The organism is Roseburia sp. 831b, from assembly GCF_001940165.2.
In the GTDB taxonomy this organism is placed as follows: Bacteria; Bacillota; Clostridia; order Lachnospirales; family Lachnospiraceae; genus Roseburia.
Genome location: NZ_CP135162.1, coordinates 171,910 through 192,332 on the forward strand (window position 1 = coordinate 171,910; position 20,423 = coordinate 192,332).

Genomic DNA, 20,423 nt, shown 5'->3' on the forward strand with positions numbered 1-20,423 from the left:
AAATAAGAAAACTCCACGGATTTTGGGTTCGTGGAGTTTTTTAGATAAAAGAGGAAAACGAAATGATTACAAGTACGAGTAACCAGCAGATGAAACATATTTTGGCTTTGGAGAAAAAGGCAAAGTATAGAAGAGAAGAACAGCAATTTGTTGTGGAAGGCAGAAAGATGTTTGCAGAAGCTCCAAGGGAGTGGGTGAGTAAAGTCTACGTCGCAGAATCTGTTGTGGAAGAAATGCAGGATTATCTCGATGGTTATCCCTACGAGGTTGTCTCGGATTCCGTTTTTAAAGCGATTTCCGATACGCAGACACCGCAGGGAATTCTTAGCGTGGTAAAAATGCCATCGTATGAGCTGACAGATTTGTGGAAGCAGGATCAGACATCGCTTTTAATTTTAGAGAGCGTGCAAGACCCTGGAAACCTTGGAACGATGCTTCGAACCGGAGAAGGTGCGGGCATTACCGGAGTCATCATGAACAAGACAACGGTGGATCTTTTTAATCCAAAGACCATCCGTTCTACGATGGGAAGTATTTACCGTGTCCCATTTTTTGTGGCGGAAGATTTAGAAGAAACCATGCAGGAATTAAAGGAAAAGGGCGTGAAGCTTTATGCTGCCCACCTAAAAGGCACGATGCAGTATGATGAACCGGATTACACCGGTGCTACTGGATTTTTGATTGGAAATGAAGGAAATGGATTAAGTGATGAGATTGCAAATCTTGCAGATACTTACATTAAAATTCCGATGGAGGGAAAAGTAGAATCACTAAATGCCGCAATTTCTGCATCCCTTTTGATGTACGAAGCGAACAGACAAAGAAGAAGAAAATAGAGGGGCAGGTACAATGAGAATCTGGTTTAAAATGTTTGAAAATACGCATTTGCTTAAGGATATGACGGTCACAAATGAGACGGATGAGACGAGAACACATAAGATTTTTCAGGCGATGGATGAGGTATGTTATGCATTTGACCTTGGAAAGCCAATCTGGCTGGATAAGAATGTGAACGAATTCAAGCGTCACGCCAAGACAAGATTTACCAAAGATAATTTTGTGGAGGAGATTGAGTTTGATTTCCTTGAGATGGAAGTGATAGAGGAGGACTAGCGTGGAAAAATTTAAAGCATTTTTAAAAAGAAAAAATATTATCCTTTCGGCAAAACGTTATGGAATTGATGCCCTTGGGGCGATGGCACAGGGATTGTTTGCGTCCTTGTTAATTGGAACGATTGTCAGCACAATCGGAACACAGTTTGGCATTGAGCTTCTTGTAACCATTGGAAATTATGCAAAAGCAGCCGTTGGTCCTGCAATGGCAATCTCGATTGGTTATGCCCTGCAGACACCGCCGCTCGTTCTTTTCTCACTGGCAGCAGTTGGAGCCGCCGCAAATGAGCTTGGCGGTGCCGGAGGACCACTTGCCGTGCTTGTGGTCACCATTTTTGCAGCAGAATTTGGAAAAGCTGTTTCCAAGGAAACAAAAATTGACATTATTGTCACACCGTTTGTGACGATTTTTATTGGCGCAGGTTTGTCACTCTGGTGGGCACCGGCAATCGGAGCAGCCGCAAGTGCAGTAGGAAATGCGATTATGTGGGCGACAGAATTACAGCCATTCTTTATGGGAATCGTGGTATCGGTTCTGGTTGGAATCGCGCTGACGCTTCCTATCAGCAGTGCAGCAATCTGTGCCGCATTAAACTTAACGGGACTTGCCGGCGGTGCAGCCCTGGCAGGATGCTGTGCGCAGATGGTTGGCTTTGCGGTGCTTAGTTTTAAAGAAAATGGCTGGGGTGGATTTTTTGCACAGGGAATCGGAACTTCGATGCTACAGATGGGAAACATCGTTAAGAATCCAAGAATCTGGCTTCCTGCAATTTTGTCCTCAGCAGTGACCGGGCCGGTTGCAACCTGTATATTTAAGATGCAGATGAACGGCGCAGCCGTATCCTCTGGAATGGGAACCTGCGGTCTTGTCGGTCAGATTGGCCTCTACACCGGATGGTTAAATGACATTGCAGACGGAAGTAAAACAGCCATCACATCCGTTGACTGGCTGGGCATGATTCTGGTGTGTTTTGTACTGCCGGGAGTGCTTACATGGGCGTTTGGCATGCTCTTGCGCAAGCTGAACTGGATTAAGGAAAATGATTTAAAACTAAATTTGTAGTTAGACCGAAAACGGGCGAAAAATGTAAAGAAAAGACGCCAAAACTTTTGAAATATCCCACCAAAGTAACAAGAAATATGGTATAATAAAAGGGCATGAAGAATAGAAATAAAATTGGTCTTTATGTGGATTTTGTTTGGAGGGAGTAACATGGATAAACCATTTACATTGAGTGAAGGGGTCGATAGTTGGAACACTATCATCTTTTTATATAATTCGGCACTGAAGGAGGTTGGAACGAAGTTAGAGATTTTAAATGACGAGTTCCAGCAGGTACATCAATACAATCCGATTGAGTATATCAAATCGAGAATTAAGACACCGGAGAGTATTGTAAAGAAGTTAAAGCGCTATGGACATGAGAGTACCATAGATAACATGGTCAAATACATCAATGACATTGCGGGAATTCGAATTGTATGTTCGTTTACATCCGATATTTACCGCCTGGCTGAGATGATTGGAAAGCAGAACGACCTTACGGTTGTATCGGTAAAAGATTATATCAAGCATCCGAAAGAGAGCGGTTATAAGAGTTATCATATGCTGGTAACGGTACCGATTTTTTTGACAGACCGTGTGGTAGATACCAGAGTAGAGATACAGATTCGTACGATTGCGATGGATTTCTGGGCAAGTCTGGAACATAAGATTTATTACAAATTTGAAGGAAATGCACCGGAATACATCAGCAGAGACTTAAGAGAGTGCTCTGGAATCGTATCCATGCTGGATGCAAAGATGCTCCAGTTGAATGAGGCAATTTTGGAGGCAAAAGCCGCACAGGAAGAGGAACATGAATTTAATTAATGTTGAAAATATTACAAAAATATACACAGAGAGGAAGCTTTTTGAAAAAGCTTCCTTTTATCTGCAAGAAGGAGAAAAAGTTGGAATCATCGGTATCAATGGAACTGGAAAATCCACACTTTTAAAAATCATAGCAGGCGCAGAGGAACCGGACGAGGGAAGTGTGACAAGAGCGAATCACATCGTGGTTCGTTATCTTCCGCAGAATCCGGTTTTTGACCCAGGAAAAAACGTGCTGGAGAATGTGCTAGAACAAGCTGTGAAAAATTTTGAAATGCAGGGGAATGAGCCTGTAAAGATGACAAAAGGGCTTCATGAGGCAGACCATTGGAATCTGGAAAGTACAGCAAAGAACATGATGACGCGTCTTGGAATCACAGACTTTTCAAAGAAGGCAGGAGAACTTTCGGGTGGACAAAGAAAGCGTCTTGCGTTAGTTGCCGCACTGTTAGTTCCCTGCGACGTCCTGATTTTAGACGAGCCGACGAACCATCTGGACTCGACTATGGCAGACTGGTTAGAAGATTTTTTGAAAAATCAGAAGGCTGCGCTTGTGATGGTAACGCATGACCGATATTTTTTAGACAGTGTCTGCAACCGGATTGTTGAAATAGATAAAGGTGCAATTTATAGTTATGATACAAACTATTCCGGATTTTTGGAGCGAAAAGCAGAGCGTGAGGAGATTGCGGTTGCAAGTGAGCGAAAGAGACAGTCGGTGTTACGCAAAGAGATTGAGTGGATGCAGCGTGGCGCAAGGGCAAGATCGACCAAGCAAAAGGCGCACATCCAGCGTTACGAGGCGCTCCGGGACCAAAAAGGACCGGAATTTGACTCTAAGATAGAGATTGGTTCTGTTTCGACCAGAACAGGAAGAACTACAATTGAAGTTGAAAATGTCAGTAAGGGATATGATGGAAGGAAGTTGATTTCTGATTTTTCCTATATCTTTTTAAAGAATGATCGAATTGGATTCATCGGGCCAAACGGTTCGGGTAAAACCACCTTGATGAAATTAATCGACGGACGTATCCAGCCGGATGCTGGAAAAATCACAATCGGCCAGACCATAAAGATTGGTTACTATACCCAGGAAATTGAAAATGACAAGTCGGCGGGGGTTGCCTATATGGACCCGAACGAGCGTGTCATTGATTACATCAAGAATACTGCAGAATATGTAAGAACAGAGGAAGGACTCGTCTCGGCGTCCGTGATGTTAGAGCGCTTCCTTTTCCCGGCATCCCAGCAGTACAGCCCGATTGGAAAGCTTTCCGGTGGAGAGAAAAGAAGATTAAACCTGCTTCGCGTCTTAATGGAAGCACCAAATGTCCTGATTTTAGACGAGCCGACCAACGATCTGGATACGCAGACTCTCGCAATTTTAGAGGATTACCTCGACCGCTATGACGGAATCGTTATCACGGTATCGCACGACCGTTACTTTTTAGACCGTGTGGTAAGAAGAATCTTTGCGTTTGAAGGGGACGGCGTCATCCGCCAGTACGAAGGTGGTTACACAGATTATGTAAACCGAAAGAAGGCGCAAGAAGCAGTTTCGTCACAGAAGATTTCTGCTGGAAAAGACAGTGTGTCAGGAAAAGGCAGCACATCAGGGAATGATAGTGTCTCCGGTAAAAACAGCACATCCGGAAAAGAGAATTTCCACGGCGAGAAAAAGCTAAAATTCAGCTATAACGAGCAGCGAGAGTATGAGACCATCGAGGCAGACATTGAAAAGCTGGAAAGTAAAATCGAGGAACTGGAAGCCAATATTTTAAAGAATGCCAGCAATTTTGTGAAACTCAACGAACTGACGAATGAGAAGATGAAGGCAGAGGCAGCCTTAGAAGAAAAGATGGAACGTTGGGAATACTTAGAAGACTTGGCAGAACGGATTCAAAAACAAAAAGAAGCAGCAAATTAATAGAAAACGCCAGAACCGGCAAGAAACGGACATGTATCCAGAATCCTGGACACATATCAGGCAAAAACCGGGACTGGCGTTTTTTATCTTTTCTTTTTCCCGAGTGCATGAAAAACAGCCTGCGGAATCGCAAAACCAAACACGATACCAAGTGCAATGGCACCGGCAATCAGGAAGGTTTCGGTTCCCTTTTGGGAAAACGATTTCATTTCGTTCATAATCAGATAATAAGCAGTATAGTAAATGCCGGCACCAGGTACCAATGGGAAAATCCCAGGTATTAAAAACATGGTTACCGGATTTTTGCGAACGACGGATAAGATGCGGGAGAGAATTGTTAACACAAAGGTTGCAAGCAGGCTTGCAGTCGCAACTCCCATCTTATGGTTCATGCAGATAATGTAGACAATCCAGCCGACAGCACCGGTCAGTCCGCAGAAAAACAATTCTTTTCTTGGCGCATGAAACAGTACTGCAAACGATAACGTCGCAATCAAAGAAACAATAAACTGTATCAGAATCATAGCAGGACACCTCCTGTCAAAAGCTGGTAAACGGTAATCACAGCGCCGACGCCGACCGCAATGCTAAAGGACGTTAGGAGTGCGTCAATCATGTGAATGGTACCGGAAAGATAATCTCCGTTAAAAAAATCACGAATGGAAGTGGTCAGGGCAATACCAGGAACTAAGGGCATGATATCACCGATGACGATTTTATCCTGCATAATAGGAAGTCCGATGGATAACAGAATCAAACTGCAGACCGTGACAAGTGCGCTTCCTAAAATATTTACGATAAAGCTGGACATGGGATGTTTTTTTGCAGTATTCAAAAATAATTGCAATAACAGTCCAATAAAAAATGCAAAAAAAGCATCAAGCGGTGTTCCACCAAACAGATAACAAAAACTGGCACTGCCAAGACCACAGAACAGAATCTGGATGTTGTCTTTGGTTTCTGGGATATTCTTGCAGGCATCCAGGCGGTCCCAGGAGTCTACTAGGGAACATTCATGGGAACAGATTTCGCGGGAAAGCTGGTTTAATGCAGCAATTCTTCCAAGATGGGTTTTGCCTAGTGGAACATGACGAATCATGCTGCAGGCATCATCTTTATTTTCATTCGCACTTGCAAAAATTCCGTTGGAAAGCACATAGACATCATAATCTTCAATCTCGTATGCCCGTAAAATATGCATCACAGTGTCCTCAACGCGGTAGATTTCACCACCATTTCGAAGCATAGCATCTCCAATTTCTACGGCAAGTGTCAGGATTTCTTTTGTTACAGCCATAACTTAACCTCAATTATTTTTCATCGTTGTACAAATTTCACCATAATTTTCATAGGGTTCGTTTGTCACTTAAATCTTACTAAAGTAATGTATTCCCTTTTAGGGTGCGTGTCAATCGTTTTTTGATGAAATTTTAAAAGAAAGATGCATTGCTTTTCTTTTGGAAAATTTCATGGAAGATTACATAATTTTTATGGAAAAAGGAGACGCTATATCTGTAAAATTTTGTGTGTAAATTTGCTAGAGGATAGCTGTATATTGTATACAAATACAGGCTTGAATAGGAGGAAGAATCTTATGACAAAGAAAAAATATCGAATCTGTATTGCCGTCTGTTTTTTGGTGATTGTGGCATGCAGTGTATTTGTTTTATATGAGAAAAATAAAGAAAAGCAGGAGTTTGAGGACGGGATTCTTGTGGAGCGTCAGGTCAATCAGGATTGTGAGGAAGAAATTGTGTTGGAATGTCGGGAAAGACAGAAAGAAAGCAAAGTATTGGTAAAACATTATTTGGAAAGTGGAAAGGAAAATGTGGCAGTATGAGTGTAAAGCAGGAAACAATTTATGTAAAGATAGACCAGAATGTGGTTTGTTCTGACCGGAATGTAACCCTTTCGGATGTTGCCAAAATGGAGTGTACCAATCAGGCTGCATTAAGACAAATCAAGCAAAAGAAACTTTATTCTTTTCCAAGGGAGCCGCAGGAAAAAGTCTGGATAAAAGGGCAGGCAGCAAAAAAACAACTACAAGTGTTTTCTATTTTAAAAGTAATTGAACTGATTCATGAGGATTATCCAGACCTTGATGTGGTAAATGAGGGCGAAAAAGACTTCATTGTGGAATACCAGCCGTCACCAGAGCCATCGAAGTGGACAAATTATCTGAAAACAGGGGTGCTTGGCATTATCATTTTTTTCGGGGCAGCGTTTACGATTATGGCATTCAACAACGACGTTTCAGTCACGGATGTCTTTTCCAAGTTGTACTTGCAGGCAACCGGGACAAAATCCAATGGAATGACAGAACTTGAAATCAGTTATTGTATTGGTCTGCCTCTTGGGATACTCATCTTTTTCAATCACCTTGGCAGGAAAAAGATTACACATGATCCGACCCCAATTCAGATTGAACTTCGCAAATATGAACAGGATGTAGATACTACATTTATTCAAAATGCGGGAAGGGAGGGGCATAATATTGATGTTAAGTAGTCATATTATGTTAACCATACTTGGTGTAATTTTTGGTCTGGCGGTGTCTGCCGGAACCTTTGCATTTCTTTTAGTCATCGGTGTGGTGCCAAGAATGGTAGGAAAAAGTAATACGGCGTCGCATGCTATTTTTTATGAAAATGCAATCATTCTAGGTGGAACGATTGGAAATCTTCTATCTGTTTTTCCAGACATCAGGATATGGCTCGGTTCTCCACTACTGATTGTGTATGGCCTGTGCGCCGGCATTTTTGTAGGATGTATCGCGGTTGCACTTGCCGAAATCCTAAATACTTTTCCCATTATGTATCGCCGTGCCAATTTAAAGATGGGGCTATCGTTTGTGATGACTTGCATGGCGTTTGGAAAAGCGTGTGGTGCATTCTTTTATTTCTGGAACCAGATGGGGGAAGGTTGACAGTCTTTTTTCTAACAGAAAGGAAAGTGTTGTATGTTATATTAGAAGAATAGGAAGGTTGACAGTCCTCTTTTTCCTTTATAAAATGAAGAGAAGAATACAGGAAGAAAAGAAGGGAAGAAAATGGTTCCATCAATTGCAAGACAAAGTGTGATGATAAAATGTAATATGCAGACGTCGGTTTTAACCGGAAATTATGAACTCTATTATGTGGCAGGTCTGATTTCAAAACTAGAAGGGGTTGAGGTGACACCGGATTTAAAACCACTAGAACTTCTAGAGACGCTCCAGGAGAAGACAAAGGATCTTCATCCGGAGGACGAAAGAGAAGCATATTTAATAAAGCTGGTGCACGATTACAAACCGGACGAAGCGTATGACGACCAGACCAGGGAATTATTTGAAATGGGAAAAAATGAGCAAAATTTGTGGCAGGTGGTGATACCTTAACAGGTGGGATAGAGATTGTTCCGTGAAAAAATAACAACATTTATGACAGGTGAGGATATCTTCGAAATATTGGGATGACAAAATGGCATCATGAGATATTGGAATATTCATAGATTGACTTATGTGATATAAATAATCAACTTACATTATGTAAACTAAATGGAAGGCGGGAGAGATACCCGTCTTTTTTAGGTAATAGGAAAATCCGTTTTTATTACATAAAAACGGATTTTCCGCGAGGATTGCACTGCGGCGGAGTTGAACAATGTCGTAAATGCGACCCGCCACAGGCGGAGAATCCTGCAAGCAGGATTCTTTTTACGTTATAAGATTTGGGTGCCAAAAGTTTGCTTACAGTTTTTTACTGGCAAATTGCACAATGACAGGTCCATTTTGTTCCGATGAGCAAACATAAGAAAAATACTTATTTTTCACAGTGTGATATACATTTTTTCATGAAAATTGAGAAAACTATTCTTAGAATAAAGGAAATGTACCTGGCAGCGGATATAGGAAAAGCAAAGTTGTACAGCTTGATAGAAAAATAACAAGAGACAACTATAATGGATTGCAGGTTTCCTTAAACAATTGCGAATGGAGGTATCAAAGGTTGTTTTGGTAACTAGAAATGCCTTCTGGGATTCATCGAAAAATATACGACAAAGAAAGGAAGAGTAGTTTCTATGAAGGACGAAAAGGAACAGCAACAGAAAGCGTATAACAAATATGTGAAGGAAGTGACCCCGACACATAACCTGGCAGCAAATATGGCGAAAGCGTTTGTGACAGGTGGAATCATTTGTGTGATAGGTCAATTCATTTTAAACATTGCAAAAGGTTACGGACTTGACCAGGACAGTGCAGGTGGGTGGTGCAGTATGCTTCTGGTATTGCTCAGTGTAATTTTAACAGGACTTAATATATATCCATCACTTGCAAACTGGGGCGGCGCCGGCGCACTTGTTCCAATTACAGGGTTTGCCAATGGTGTAGCCGCGCCGGCAATCGAATTTCAAAAAGAAGGCCAGGTATTTGGAATTGGATGTAAGATTTTTACAATTGCAGGGCCAGTTATTTTATACGGAATTTTTACTTCGTGGGTGTTAGGCTTGATTTATTGGTTTTTGAAGATGGCGGGCATGTTCTAAGCTCGCCATCTGTCAAGTGAATGGAGTAGAAAATCCGGAAATCTTCTAAAAACACCTAAATCCGAAATACAATGGAAATCAGGAAAGAAAATAAAAATGAATCAGATTGTCTACATAGTCAAGATCAATAGGATGTTCCTTTGTTTCATATGTGGTAATGAGCTGGCAGGATGGAATAATTCCGTTTTGTACATAAAGTTGTAGTTTGGAAGAAAAATTACGAAGATATGCAGGGTCGTCCATCAATCCAAAGTGTTCCCAATAATAGAAATCCCCGGTTTTTGGGTGACGAATTGTGAAGTCGGGATAAAGATTTAGTTGTGGAAGCGAAAGCTGGCATTCATAGCGAAAGGGGATTTTGTACTGGAACAAAAGCGAAGTTATCATGGATTCAGATTTCGAGCGAACGGTTATGCCAGCGTTAGTTTTGATGACAAGACCTTCGGGATGACTCGGATTTGTTGGAAAAGAAGCAGCAGCCCATTGACGTAATTCCGTGGAAAGTGGAAGAAAATAAGGCGATATCAGTGGAGTATAGCGGGAATTTTCATGAAGAATCTGAGCGGATTTAGAAGGATTCTTTTTCAAAAAGTTTAGAAAGTGTTCTAATTCTTTTTTCTCTTTTTCTAAATCTTCTTCCAAAGCAACAAGATATTTTTTATAGGCGAGTTGCTAAATGGTGGACATATCGCTTGTGGAGAGATAGGTTTTTGAATCTTTTTCACATTGATAATATTTGAAATAGTTACCACTTTTTTGGTAGCTAAGCTGGCCGCCGGGCATTTGCCTAAGTTCATTTTGGGTTTCGGCAAGTTTTTTTGTGACACGCTGATATTCAGCTTCAAGATGTTGTGTAAGCATAGATAATCCTTCCTAAAATTAATAAAAATAGATATAGCATCAAAAATGAAATATCAAAAATGGAATATCAAAAATGAAATATCAAAAATGCAATATAAAAAGGTGAAACATAAAAAAGATGAACATAAAAAGACGAATATAAAAAATGAAATCCAAGAAAAACAGAAGAATCGTGGAACAAAGGAAAAAATGAAGAAACAGGAACCATCAAGGAAAATATCCCAATGGGAAAACAAGAATCATGAATTGAAACACTAACATAAAAAGAAAAAATACGAAAGAAAAATTAGAGCAAAATAAAAAGAGCATCCGAGAAAAACAACACGGTAAAAAAACAGGAATCGTGAAATAAATTATTAAAATGAAAAAACAAGAATCATGAAATAAATTACCCGAATGAAGAATCAAGAATCATCCAATAAAACATCAAGAAACTTCCTATTTTCAGTATACGGAATTTCTACACAAACCGCAATGTTAATTTCATATAGCAAGAAGAATTATTTTCGGGTTCATAAAAAGCAAAAACAAAATCTGTTTACCATCACCAAAAGAAATGGCGAACAAGGTCCGAAATTCATCGTAGTCAGCATAGAAGAAAAGTCAAAATTGTGTTATGATAAAAATAGTCGCTTATGGAGCAGACAAGTTGATGGATAAATGAATTCAGATGCGCAAAAATGGCGCAAGAATGAGGATTAGAATGGAAGAAACAAAAGAGAATAAGATTATTGAAGGTGTCATCTGGAAGCAGCTGTTGCTGTTCTTTTTTCCAATTATGATAGGCACTTTTTTTCAGCAGCTTTATAATACCATAGATGCTGTGGTAGTAGGGCAGTTTGCCGGCAAGGAGGCACTTTCTAGTGTGGGTGGTTCGTCAGCGCAGATTATTAATCTGGTGGTTGGCTTTTTCACTGGACTTTCCGCAGGGGCTTCTGTGATTATTTCACAGTTCTTTGGGGCAAAAGATGAGGAAGGGCTGAAAAAGGCGTTACATAGCGCGTATGCATTTTCAATTGTGGGTGGAATTTTATGCGGGATATTAGGCGTATTGTTTGCAAAGCCATTGCTCACCATTATGAATACCCCACAGGAGCTGATGGCGCAGTCAACGCTTTATGTCAGAGTTTATTTTTCCGGGCTCATTTTTATTTTTGTATACAATATGGGTTCGGCGATTTTGCGTGCGATTGGAGATTCCAAACGTCCGCTTTATTATCTTATGATTTGCAGTGTGATTAATATTGCGCTGGATTTATTGTTGGTACTTGGGTTCCACCTTGGAGTCGCAGGTGTGGCAATTGCAACGCTGATTTCGCAGGCAGTCAGTGCGGTTATGGTCACTGCAGCACTTATGTACCGGACACCGGGGCTGAAATTGATTCCAGCAGAGATTCGCTTTCACAGGGAGGAATTTTCGACCATGCTTCGGATTGGACTTCCGACAGGAATTCAATCCAGCATGTATAGTATTTCCAACATGATTGTCCAGACCGTTTTAAATAATTTTGGCGTTGATACAATGGCGGCGTGGGCGGTATTTGGAAAAATAGACAGTCTGTTTTGGATGGTCAACGGAGCATTTGGAATTGCCATAACTACATTTGTAGGTCAAAATTGTGGCGCAGGAAAATGGGACCGTGTCAAAAAAGGTGTCCATGTCTGTCTGGGAATGGCACTTGTGACAGCACTTGCATTTAGTGCAGTATTTCTTTCGGAGGGCTCCTTGCTCTTTCGGATTTTCACGCAGGATAAGGGTGTCATTATGATAGGACTTCGGATGGTAGCCGTAATTTCCCCGACGTATTTTTTGTTTGTGTTTATCGAAATCTTATCGGGAGCACTTCGCGCAGAGGGACATGTGTTAGTTACTACGGTTATGACATTAAGTGGAATTTGCCTGCTTCGAATTCTATGGGTTACGCTCATTGTTCCAAACGGAACGTTGGAAGAAATCGTAGCCTGCTATCCGGTAACATGGGCAATCTGTGCGCTCGGAATGATACTCTATTATGGGTATAAACAGCGCAAAATTTTTGCCCAGCAAAAGCTTAAGACAGCCCCGTAAGGTGTCAGATAAAACAAAAGCTTAAGACGTCCCTGGAGAATGTCTAAATACAATAAGGATTAGAAAAGGAAAAAGTCATGTCAGTTCAGAAAACATTTGTAAAATATGTATCGCAGAATATCCTTGGTATGATTGGAATTTCACTTTATATTCTGGCAGATACGTTTTTCATTTCACTTGCGCAGGGAGCAAACGGAATTACGGCTCTAAACTTGGTCTTGCCGGTTTACAACCTGATTTTTGCGTTTGGAGCGATGATGGGTGTCGGTTCGGCAATCCGTTTTAAGGTGCTGCGGGCAAGAGGTGAGGAAAAAGCAGATTACTATTTTTCCAATGCTATTTTTTGCGCACTTATAATCGGAAGCATCTTCATGGTGCTTGGCGGATGCTTTCCGCAAAAGGTGGTACAGTTTCTTGGAGGAGATGCGGTTATTGTGGCGGTAGGAGCGCCGTATACCAGGATTTTCATGCTGTTTACTCCATTTTTCATGTGGAATCATATCTGTAATGCGTTTGTAAGAAATGACGGAAATCCAACGATTGCGATGCTTGCAACACTTTCCAGCAGTCTTTTTAATATTGTGATGGATTATGTTTTAATGTTCCCGCTTGGACTTGGAATGGTTGGGGCGGCACTTGCAACCGCTGTTTCGCCGGTTGTGGGAATTTTCGTCTGCATGATTCATTTTTGCTCTAAGAAAAATACCGTAAAATTTGTATGGCGCATGCCATCTATAAAAAGGCTGATTCAGGCATGCCAGCTTGGTGTAGCAGCATTTATCGGAGAGTTTTCTTCCGGTGTAACTACAATTGTATTTAATATGTTAATACTGAAACTCGCAGGAAATGTGGGTGTGGCAGCGTATGGTGTCATTGCGAATACATCGCTGGTTGCAGTTGCGGTTTTCAATGGCGTATCACAGGGAACACAGCCAATTTTCAGTGAACATTATGGAAAAGGAAATGCAAAGGAAGTAAAAAAAGTGCTGCGGCTTGGAATTGGTACGGCGCTGGCACTTGCAATAGGAATCATTGTCTTTACACACGTTTTTGCGGCGCCGATTACAGGTGTTTTCAACCAGGAGGGCGATGCAAATATGGCGTCCTATGCAATTCGCGGTATCAAACTTTACTTTATCGGATTTTTGTTCGCTGGTTTTAACATCGTAGGAACCGGTTATCTAAGCGCCGTAGAGGAGGCAAAATGGGCATTTGTGGCATCTTTATTAAGAGGTGTGGTTGCAATCAGCGCATGTGCTTTTTTACTGTCGGTGTTATTGGGAATGACTGGAATCTGGCTGGCATTTCCGGCGGCGGAATTTCTGACTGCAATCGTGACAGGGGTTGCAATTATCAGGACAAAGGATAAAATATCAGGGGAGAAATTAGAAAAGAGGATTTAAGAGTATGAAAAAAAAGTGGAGTCTTAAGAAAAAAATATTGGTGATTGTACCATTGCTTCTTTTAGCCGTACTTGTAGGCGCAGGAGTCTGGTATGTGAATGATTATTATCACAGTGATGAGATTGCAGAGACATATCTGACAACTACGGATGTAGTTGAAGTGAGTGAAAATGACTGGGGTTATTTCTTCGACAGCGAAGGAACGGAGGACGCCTTGATTTTTTATCCGGGAGCAAAAGTAGAGTACACAGCTTATGCCCCGATGATGATGATGATTGCAGAAAAGGGAATCGATGTTTTTCTGGTAAAAATGCCTTGTAACCTTGCAATATTAGGACAGAATAAGGCACAGGAAATCATGAATCAGTATGAGTATGAAAACTGGTATCTGTCCGGTCATTCGCTTGGCGGTGCGATGGCAGCCGATTTTACGGCAAACCATCAGGACGAAGTCAAAGGCCTTGTTTTAATGGCGGCGTATCCAACAAAAGAGATTACGGAAAAAGAAATCTCCGTGCTTTCCCTTTATGGAAGTGAGGACGGCGTATTAAACTTAGATAAGCTTGCAGAAGGAAAATCCCTGATAGCTGGAAGTTACTTAGAAATCTGCATGGAAGGCGCAAACCATGCCGGATTTGGAAATTACGGAGAGCAAAAAGGGGATGGAATCGCAAGCATGACAAGCGGTTTGCAGCAGCAGAGAACCGCAAATGAGATTGCATCCTGGATGTCACAGAATCAGTAATTGGAAGAAAGACAAATGAATAAGAACTTTTTGGAAAGACATACTATCCTTAAGAAAATCAGAAGTGGATTCTTGCAAAAGAAAACACAACAGAAAGGGTGATGAGATGGAAGTTCAAAAAGGAAAACAGAGCCTCCAGTTTACGGAGGCTCCTTTTATAATCAGCAGTGCAAGCATTGTCGGAAAAAAGGAAGGGGAAGGCCCCTTAGGAGAGTGCTTTGACATGGTTTGTGAGGACGACAAATTCGGGGAAGATACCTGGGAAGAGGCAGAGAGCACCTTGCAAAAAGAGGCGGTGGCATTGACACTTGGAAAAGCAGAGCAGACCAGTGAGGACATCCGCTATCTTTTTGCCGGAGACTTATTGGGGCAGAATATCGCAACATCGTTTGGCCTACAAGATTATAGTGTCCCATTATTTGGACTCTACGGTGCGTGCAGCACCTGTGGAGAGTCCTTATCCCTTGCAGCGATGACCGTGGCAGCAGGATATGCCGACCAGGTGATAGCCGTCACATCAAGCCATTTCGCGAGTGCGGAGAAACAGTTCCGTTTTCCACTGGAATATGCCAACCAAAGACCATTGTCCGCAACCTGGACGGTGACCGGGAGTGCAGCATTTCTCGTTGGAAAGAAAAAAAGCAAGGTGCAGATTACCGGAATCACAACCGGAAAAATCATGGATTATGGAATCAAGGATTCGATGAATATGGGGGCGGCGATGGCTCCGGCAGCAGCGGATTGTATCGCACAGCATTTTGATGATTTTAAGCGCTCGCCGCATGACTATGACAAAATCATAACAGGCGATTTAGGAACGATAGGAAAAGAGATTTTAATCGATTTGCTTTTAGAAAAAGGGTACGACATCAGCCAGGTGCATACCGATTGCGGGATTGAGATTTTCGATGCAGCGACGCAAAATACGGGTGCAGGAGGTTCTGGCTGCGGCTGCTCTGCGGTGACGTTAAGTGGACATTTCTTAAAACATCTGGAAAAAGGAAGCTTACAGCGGATTCTGTTTGTGCCGACGGGAGCGCTTTTGTCGACTGTCTCCTTCAATGAAGGGAAAACAGTTCCGGGGATTGCCCATGCAGTTGTGCTAGAGCATTTAAAAGAATAGGAAAGGTGGAAAAACTTATGGATTATGTAAACGCATTCTGGGTTGGCGGGCTGATTTGCGCGCTGGTACAGATTTTGATGGAAAAGACGAAGATGCTTCCGGGAAGAATCATGGTTCTTTTGGTATGCGCAGGTGCCGTACTGGGCGCAATCCAATTGTATGAACCGTTTTTACAGTTTGCCGGTGCCGGCGCAAGTGTGCCATTGCTAGGATTTGGAAATGTGCTATGGAAAGGGGTAAAAGAAGCTGTGGATGAAAATGGATTCCTTGGCATTTTCCAGGGAGGATTTAAGGCGAGTGCGGTAGGAATCTGTGCTGCCCTGGTATTCGGGTACCTTGCCAGCCTTATTTTCCAGCCTAAAATGAAAAAATAAAGATAAAATTAGAGCGAAAATTGCATGGAACATATCGAAATTGGGATGTAAGAAATTTGAAAAAAACGGTCGAATCATGTAAAATTGTAATTAGATAGCAGACTTGGATAGTGGGGAAGGACTACAATGCTGCAGATGAGGAGTGCTTGCGTATGGGGAACAGATTGACAATCCTGATCGTGGACGATGTTGCAATTAATCGTGAGATCTTAAAAGATATTTTCAAAGATGAATATAAAGTTGTGGAAGCAGAAGATGGGCTGGGTGCGCTTGAAGTACTTCGGGGAGAAGAGCACGTAGACATCATTCTGCTTGACATCATAATGCCAAAAATGAACGGGTTAGAAGTGTTACAGATTATCAAACGGGATGAGCGGTTAAAGCGTATTCCGGTCATTGTAAATACCCAGGAGGGAGAGCGTGCCAAAGAGTTCAAGGCGCTTGAAATGGGGGCAGATGACTTCATTATAAAACCGTATAACCCTAAGATTGTCAGACAGAGAGTGACGAATCTGGTTCATAAATATATCAAAGAAAAAGAGAGCATGGAGCGTAAAATCCGCAACACAATGAACCGCCTGCAGTCGCTCATTGACACGGTTCCGGGTGGAATCGCAATTTTTGAAATATCGGATGGCGTCCATATCGAATTTTTCAATGATGGATTGTGTGAACTTTTGGGATATAGCCGGGAAGAATTTTCCAGATATCAGACACAAGATGCACTGGAACTGGTGCTCGAAGAAGACCAGAAGATTTTAAAAGAGGAGAATAACGCCTATCATGAGAATGGCTCCATTCATTGTAAGGTTCGTTTCCTGACGAAAGAGCATACCATTAAATGGGTTGGAATTACGGCAAAGAAAATGGAATCCGAAGAAGGCCGCAACGTTTATCATGCGGTCTTTATGGATTCGAGCGAGGAGAAAGAGACCGAGGAACGTCTGCAAAATTCCATGGAAGAACTGCGCTACCGGGCAGAGCGGGATAATCTGACCGGCGTTTACAACAGGGAGACATTTTACCGTAAGACAGAGCAGATGCTCCGGGAGAATCCGAAGGAGACCTTTGTCATTGGACAGTGGAATATTGACCGTTTTAAGGTTGTAAATGAGCTGATGGGCAGCAGTGCGGCAGATCATATTCTGCGAAAATTTGCCCAGAAGATGGACGAGAAATTAAAAGGTCATGGTACATTTGGACGTTTAGAGGCAGACCATTTTGTGACCTGTACGACCAAGCGTTTTATTGAGCAGGGAATTGAATATATCGAGCAGATGCTGGCGGGGGTGATTAACTGGGAGAGAATTCATTATCCGATTCGTATGCATGTCGGCTTTTATCTGGTAGAAGATAAGACAACACCGGTAGAATTGATGTGTGACCGTGCAGATATGGCATTGCAGACGATTAAGAATAATTATCTGAAACGCTGGTGCTATTACAATGACAGCTTAAAAAGAGAGATTTTGGACGAGGAAGAGTACGTGGTCGAGATGGAAACGGCTCTTTTAGAACACCAGTTTGTGGTTTATTATCAGCCGATTTATGATGCGAGAACAAGAAAGCCGGTCAGCGCAGAGGCACTGGTACGCTGGCAGCACCCACAGAAGGGCATGATACCGCCGGATGTGTTTGTGCCTCTTTTTGAAAAAAATGGTTTTATCACAAAACTGGATATGTTCGTATGGGAAGAAGCCTGCAAATTTTTAGCAGAGCGAAAGGAACAGGGAAAGGAACCGATTCCAATTTCTGTGAATCTTTCCAGAATTAATTTTTATAATCCAAATCTTGCGGCAGAGATTTGTGCGCTGACAAGACGTTACCAGGTTTCGCCGGAATATTTGCGTTTAGAGATTACGGAGAGTGCTTATAAGGACAATCCAGAAGAGATGTTGTCTACGATGAAGACATTGCAGGAAGATGGATTCAAGGTTTTGATGGACGATTTTGGAAGCGGCTATTCCTCTTTGAACATGTTGAAGATGGTGCCGGTTGATATTTTGAAAATCGACATGAAGTTTATTGATGATTTGGAGAATTCCGAGCGTGCCTGCAATATTTTATACAATATTATCCAGATGACAAAAGGATTGAAAATGGGTGTCATCGCAGAAGGAATCGAGACACAGAACCAGTGCGAACTCTTGTTTGGAATGGGATGTACTTATATTCAGGGATTCTATTTTTCAAAGCCGCTTTGCAAGGAAGATTTTGTAAAAGAAATCGAGTGCCAGGAGGAAAAGAATTTCGATTATGAGATGGCAGGTGTGAAAAAACAGACGATACTGGTGGTTGATGATACCGAGTTAAACCGTTCGTCCATCATGGAAATGATAAAAGACAAATATCGTGTGTTAGAGGCAAAGAATGGGGAGGAAGCACTTTCCATTCTGAAAAAAGAATTTGCCAACATCAATCTGGTTCTGTCGGATATCTTTATGCCGAAGGTGAGTGGATTTGATTTACTTGAAATCATGAAGCGGAACGATTTGCTCCGCATGATACCAGTGCTGATTTTAACGGCATTCGGAGATCAGGAGAACCAGAGTAAAGCGTTGGAATTAGGGGCATTAGATGTGATTACCAAGCCGTATGATGCAAAGACGCTTAAGAAAAGGATTGAGAACCTGCTTCAGATTTCAGAAAATGATTCCATTAAGGCAGAAGTGCACGCATTGCGAGAAAGTTCCACGGTTCGAAAACAGGTGCAGTCGATGCTGCGCAACGATGTAGCATCCATTTGCAGAATGGAGATTTCTTACAAAGATTTTGAAATCAAAAGAATGGTGTTCGCAAATGATAAATTTATGGAATTGCACCAGATTCACAGCACAACATACCGAAGCAAAAAAAATCTGGGTGGATTTTTAGACAATATCGTGGAGGAAGATAAAAAGAGGTTGAGAGATCGTGCGGAACTGGCACTCAGACGTCGTGAAAAATGCTGGCAGAACGTATACCGGATTGAGGGCGCAAACGGTTCCATACATAGCATGATATCCAACTGTACCATGGATTTTCAGGCAGACGGAATCTTTTTTGATACCATAGAGATTGAGGTGGTAACAAAAGAGAATTTTGAATTTGAAAAGTCCCTAGATATGTTAAGCCAGGCAATTACAAAGGAGACAAACTTACAGTTCTTTTTGTATTCTTTGGATGATGACAGCGTTGATTATATTACAAAACGGAAAAATGGAAGTTCCAGACGAGTCATCCAGAAACGAAGTCTGTTCCAGATGCTCCCTGGAATTGCGGATGCTGACTATGTGCGCCGGGAAGAAATGTATGAGCGTATCCGGAACGGAAAACGCACGACCAGTGAAGAGTTCCACTGCGTTTATACAGACGAGGATACCAGGGAAACTGTCTCAAAGTGGTTCAGAGTTACCCTGTCACGAATGGAAGGAAGTCCGACGGAGAAAAGAATGGCGCTCGGAGTCTGCGAAGATATCACAAAAGACAGAGAACATCAGATTTGTAAGTGGAGAGAGCAGCAGTATCAGGCAATTCTAGGACAGAATGCATTCTTTTTTGCAGAGATTGATTTGACGGATAACCGTTTTATATCGGAGAAGATTCAGGACAATGGATTTGGGTTAGAGGATGCAGAAATCCTCTCTTACGATGATTTTGTGGAGCAGCGAATCGAAAAACTGGTCTTAAAGGATGATATCAAATATATCGATTCCTGGATGCGAAGAACAAACTTAAAGAAGTGGTTCACACAGGGAGAGCGGGAGATTTCGTTTGACCTTCGGATTATGCTTCCGAATAAGAATGCCTATGAATGGTTTACCTCTACGGTTTACATGTCAAAAAATCCTGGCAACAACCATGTCTGTGCAAGCTGGAAAATCCGCAATACAGAGGCTGAGAAAAAGAAACTCGGCAAGATTCGCCAGATGGCAGAACGGGATTCGCTGACGGAATTATATAACCGTATTAATTTTGAAAAACGTGTATCGAAAGAACTTTTAAAAGAAGCTTCGCAGAATAAGAGCCGCGCATTTATCATGATTGATGTGGATAATTTCAAACAGGTGAATGACAGCTTTGGTCATGATTTCGGGGACATTGTATTAAGGGCGGTTGCAAAAATCCTGCGTTCCAGCTTTACGGAGGAGAATATCATCGGTCGTTTGGGCGGCGATGAATTTGCGGTCTTTATTTCAAAAGCTTCGTCCAAAAAAGTGATATTAGAGCAGGTGCAGAAAGTGTGCGCCAAGATATCAACCACATTTGAAAACAAAGGAGAAAAGGTCTCCATCAGCTGCTCCATCGGTGTTGTATACACGCCGGAGGAGGGAAAAGAGTTCCAGATTCTGTATGAAAAGGCAGACGATGCACTTTATCAGGCAAAACATGCAGGAAAGAATCAATATAAGATATTTACAAACTAGAAGTGG

At 41.9% G+C, this 20,423-nt stretch carries 21 protein-coding genes; 17 read left to right on the forward strand and 4 right to left on the reverse strand.

Annotation, left to right across the window (positions count from 1 at the left end):
* The first annotated feature begins 62 nt into the window (after window positions 1–62).
* The 5 genes from BIV16_RS00740 (at window position 63) to BIV16_RS00760 (ending at window position 4,913) form a co-directional block, all read left to right on the forward strand.
* Window positions 63–836, forward strand: a complete 774-nt coding sequence (locus BIV16_RS00740; protein ID WP_075679855.1) for a TrmH family RNA methyltransferase — start codon at window positions 63–65, stop codon at window positions 834–836.
* Between the two features lie 13 nt (window positions 837–849).
* The gene (locus tag BIV16_RS00745) at window positions 850–1,113 is read left to right on the forward strand and encodes a hypothetical protein (protein WP_075679854.1); all 264 of its coding nucleotides are present in this window, start codon (window positions 850–852) and stop codon (window positions 1,111–1,113) included.
* A 1-nt stretch (window position 1,114) separates the two neighbouring features.
* A complete protein-coding gene (locus BIV16_RS00750; RefSeq protein WP_075679853.1) occupies window positions 1,115–2,176 on the forward strand; it encodes a PTS transporter subunit IIC in 1,062 nt (353 codons plus the stop codon).
* Window positions 2,177–2,326: 150 nt separating this feature from the next.
* Window positions 2,327–2,986 (forward strand): GTP pyrophosphokinase, encoded by a 660-nt coding sequence (locus tag BIV16_RS00755; protein ID WP_075679852.1) that lies wholly within the window; start codon window positions 2,327–2,329, stop codon window positions 2,984–2,986.
* Window positions 2,973–4,913 (forward strand): ABC-F family ATP-binding cassette domain-containing protein, encoded by a 1,941-nt coding sequence (locus BIV16_RS00760; RefSeq protein ID WP_075679851.1) that lies wholly within the window; start codon window positions 2,973–2,975, stop codon window positions 4,911–4,913. Before BIV16_RS00755 ends, BIV16_RS00760 begins: the two co-directional genes overlap by 14 nt.
* An 83-nt stretch (window positions 4,914–4,996) precedes the next feature.
* Here the strand turns inward: BIV16_RS00760 and BIV16_RS00765 are convergent, their stop codons facing one another.
* Both BIV16_RS00765 and BIV16_RS00770 read right to left on the reverse strand, forming a co-directional pair.
* Complete coding sequence (locus BIV16_RS00765; RefSeq protein WP_083625160.1) at window positions 4,997–5,434, reverse strand: threonine/serine exporter family protein; 438 nt, start codon at window positions 5,432–5,434, stop codon at window positions 4,997–4,999.
* Complete coding sequence (locus BIV16_RS00770) at window positions 5,434–6,210, reverse strand: threonine/serine ThrE exporter family protein (protein WP_075679849.1); 777 nt, start codon at window positions 6,208–6,210, stop codon at window positions 5,434–5,436. Before BIV16_RS00770 ends, BIV16_RS00765 begins: the two co-directional genes overlap by 1 nt.
* A 297-nt stretch (window positions 6,211–6,507) precedes the next feature.
* On the opposite strand from BIV16_RS00770, the gene BIV16_RS00775 reads away from it, so the two are divergent.
* From BIV16_RS00775 to BIV16_RS00795, 5 genes are all read left to right on the forward strand, one after another.
* Complete coding sequence (locus BIV16_RS00775; protein ID WP_075679848.1) at window positions 6,508–6,753, forward strand: hypothetical protein; 246 nt, start codon at window positions 6,508–6,510, stop codon at window positions 6,751–6,753.
* Entirely contained in the window at window positions 6,750–7,421 is a 672-nt protein-coding gene (locus tag BIV16_RS00780; protein WP_075679847.1) for a stage V sporulation protein AA, read from the forward strand. Before BIV16_RS00775 ends, BIV16_RS00780 begins: the two co-directional genes overlap by 4 nt.
* Entirely contained in the window at window positions 7,411–7,839 is a 429-nt protein-coding gene (locus tag BIV16_RS00785) for a stage V sporulation protein AB (RefSeq protein WP_075679846.1), read from the forward strand. The genes BIV16_RS00780 and BIV16_RS00785 overlap by 11 nt, the downstream gene beginning before the upstream one ends.
* Window positions 7,840–7,962: 123 nt before the next feature.
* Window positions 7,963–8,289: a DUF3837 domain-containing protein gene (locus BIV16_RS00790; RefSeq protein WP_075679845.1), complete on the forward strand. Its 327-nt coding sequence runs from the start codon at window positions 7,963–7,965 to the stop codon at window positions 8,287–8,289.
* Between the two features lie 683 nt (window positions 8,290–8,972).
* The gene (locus tag BIV16_RS00795) at window positions 8,973–9,437 is read left to right on the forward strand and encodes a SpoVA/SpoVAEb family sporulation membrane protein (RefSeq protein WP_143524723.1); all 465 of its coding nucleotides are present in this window, start codon (window positions 8,973–8,975) and stop codon (window positions 9,435–9,437) included.
* Window positions 9,438–9,515: 78 nt separating this feature from the next.
* Here BIV16_RS00795 and BIV16_RS00800 read toward each other — a convergent pair whose 3' ends face one another.
* The gene (locus BIV16_RS00800; protein ID WP_075679843.1) at window positions 9,516–10,079 is read right to left on the reverse strand and encodes a hypothetical protein; all 564 of its coding nucleotides are present in this window, start codon (window positions 10,077–10,079) and stop codon (window positions 9,516–9,518) included.
* 30 nt (window positions 10,080–10,109) lie between these two features.
* The gene (locus BIV16_RS00805; protein WP_075679842.1) at window positions 10,110–10,298 is read right to left on the reverse strand and encodes a hypothetical protein; all 189 of its coding nucleotides are present in this window, start codon (window positions 10,296–10,298) and stop codon (window positions 10,110–10,112) included.
* A gap of 45 nt (window positions 10,299–10,343) precedes the next feature.
* On the opposite strand from BIV16_RS00805, the gene BIV16_RS00810 reads away from it, so the two are divergent.
* The 7 genes from BIV16_RS00810 (at window position 10,344) to BIV16_RS00840 (ending at window position 20,417) form a co-directional block, all read left to right on the forward strand.
* On the forward strand, window positions 10,344–10,556 hold the full coding sequence (locus BIV16_RS00810; protein ID WP_075679841.1) for a hypothetical protein: 213 nt from the start codon (window positions 10,344–10,346) through the stop codon (window positions 10,554–10,556).
* A gap of 445 nt (window positions 10,557–11,001) precedes the next feature.
* Window positions 11,002–12,366: an MATE family efflux transporter gene (locus tag BIV16_RS00815; protein ID WP_173664543.1), complete on the forward strand. Its 1,365-nt coding sequence runs from the start codon at window positions 11,002–11,004 to the stop codon at window positions 12,364–12,366.
* A 77-nt stretch (window positions 12,367–12,443) separates the two neighbouring features.
* Entirely contained in the window at window positions 12,444–13,769 is a 1,326-nt protein-coding gene (locus BIV16_RS00820) for an MATE family efflux transporter (RefSeq protein ID WP_075679840.1), read from the forward strand.
* Between the two features lie 4 nt (window positions 13,770–13,773).
* Complete coding sequence (locus BIV16_RS00825) at window positions 13,774–14,514, forward strand: alpha/beta fold hydrolase (protein ID WP_075679839.1); 741 nt, start codon at window positions 13,774–13,776, stop codon at window positions 14,512–14,514.
* 106 nt (window positions 14,515–14,620) lie between these two features.
* A complete protein-coding gene (gene spoVAD / locus BIV16_RS00830; RefSeq protein WP_075680257.1) occupies window positions 14,621–15,637 on the forward strand; it encodes a stage V sporulation protein AD in 1,017 nt (338 codons plus the stop codon).
* A gap of 17 nt (window positions 15,638–15,654) precedes the next feature.
* The gene (gene spoVAE, locus BIV16_RS00835) at window positions 15,655–16,011 is read left to right on the forward strand and encodes a stage V sporulation protein AE (RefSeq protein ID WP_075679838.1); all 357 of its coding nucleotides are present in this window, start codon (window positions 15,655–15,657) and stop codon (window positions 16,009–16,011) included.
* A 152-nt stretch (window positions 16,012–16,163) separates the two neighbouring features.
* The gene (locus tag BIV16_RS00840; protein ID WP_075679837.1) at window positions 16,164–20,417 is read left to right on the forward strand and encodes an EAL domain-containing protein; all 4,254 of its coding nucleotides are present in this window, start codon (window positions 16,164–16,166) and stop codon (window positions 20,415–20,417) included.
* The last annotated feature ends 6 nt before the right edge of the window (window positions 20,418–20,423 follow it).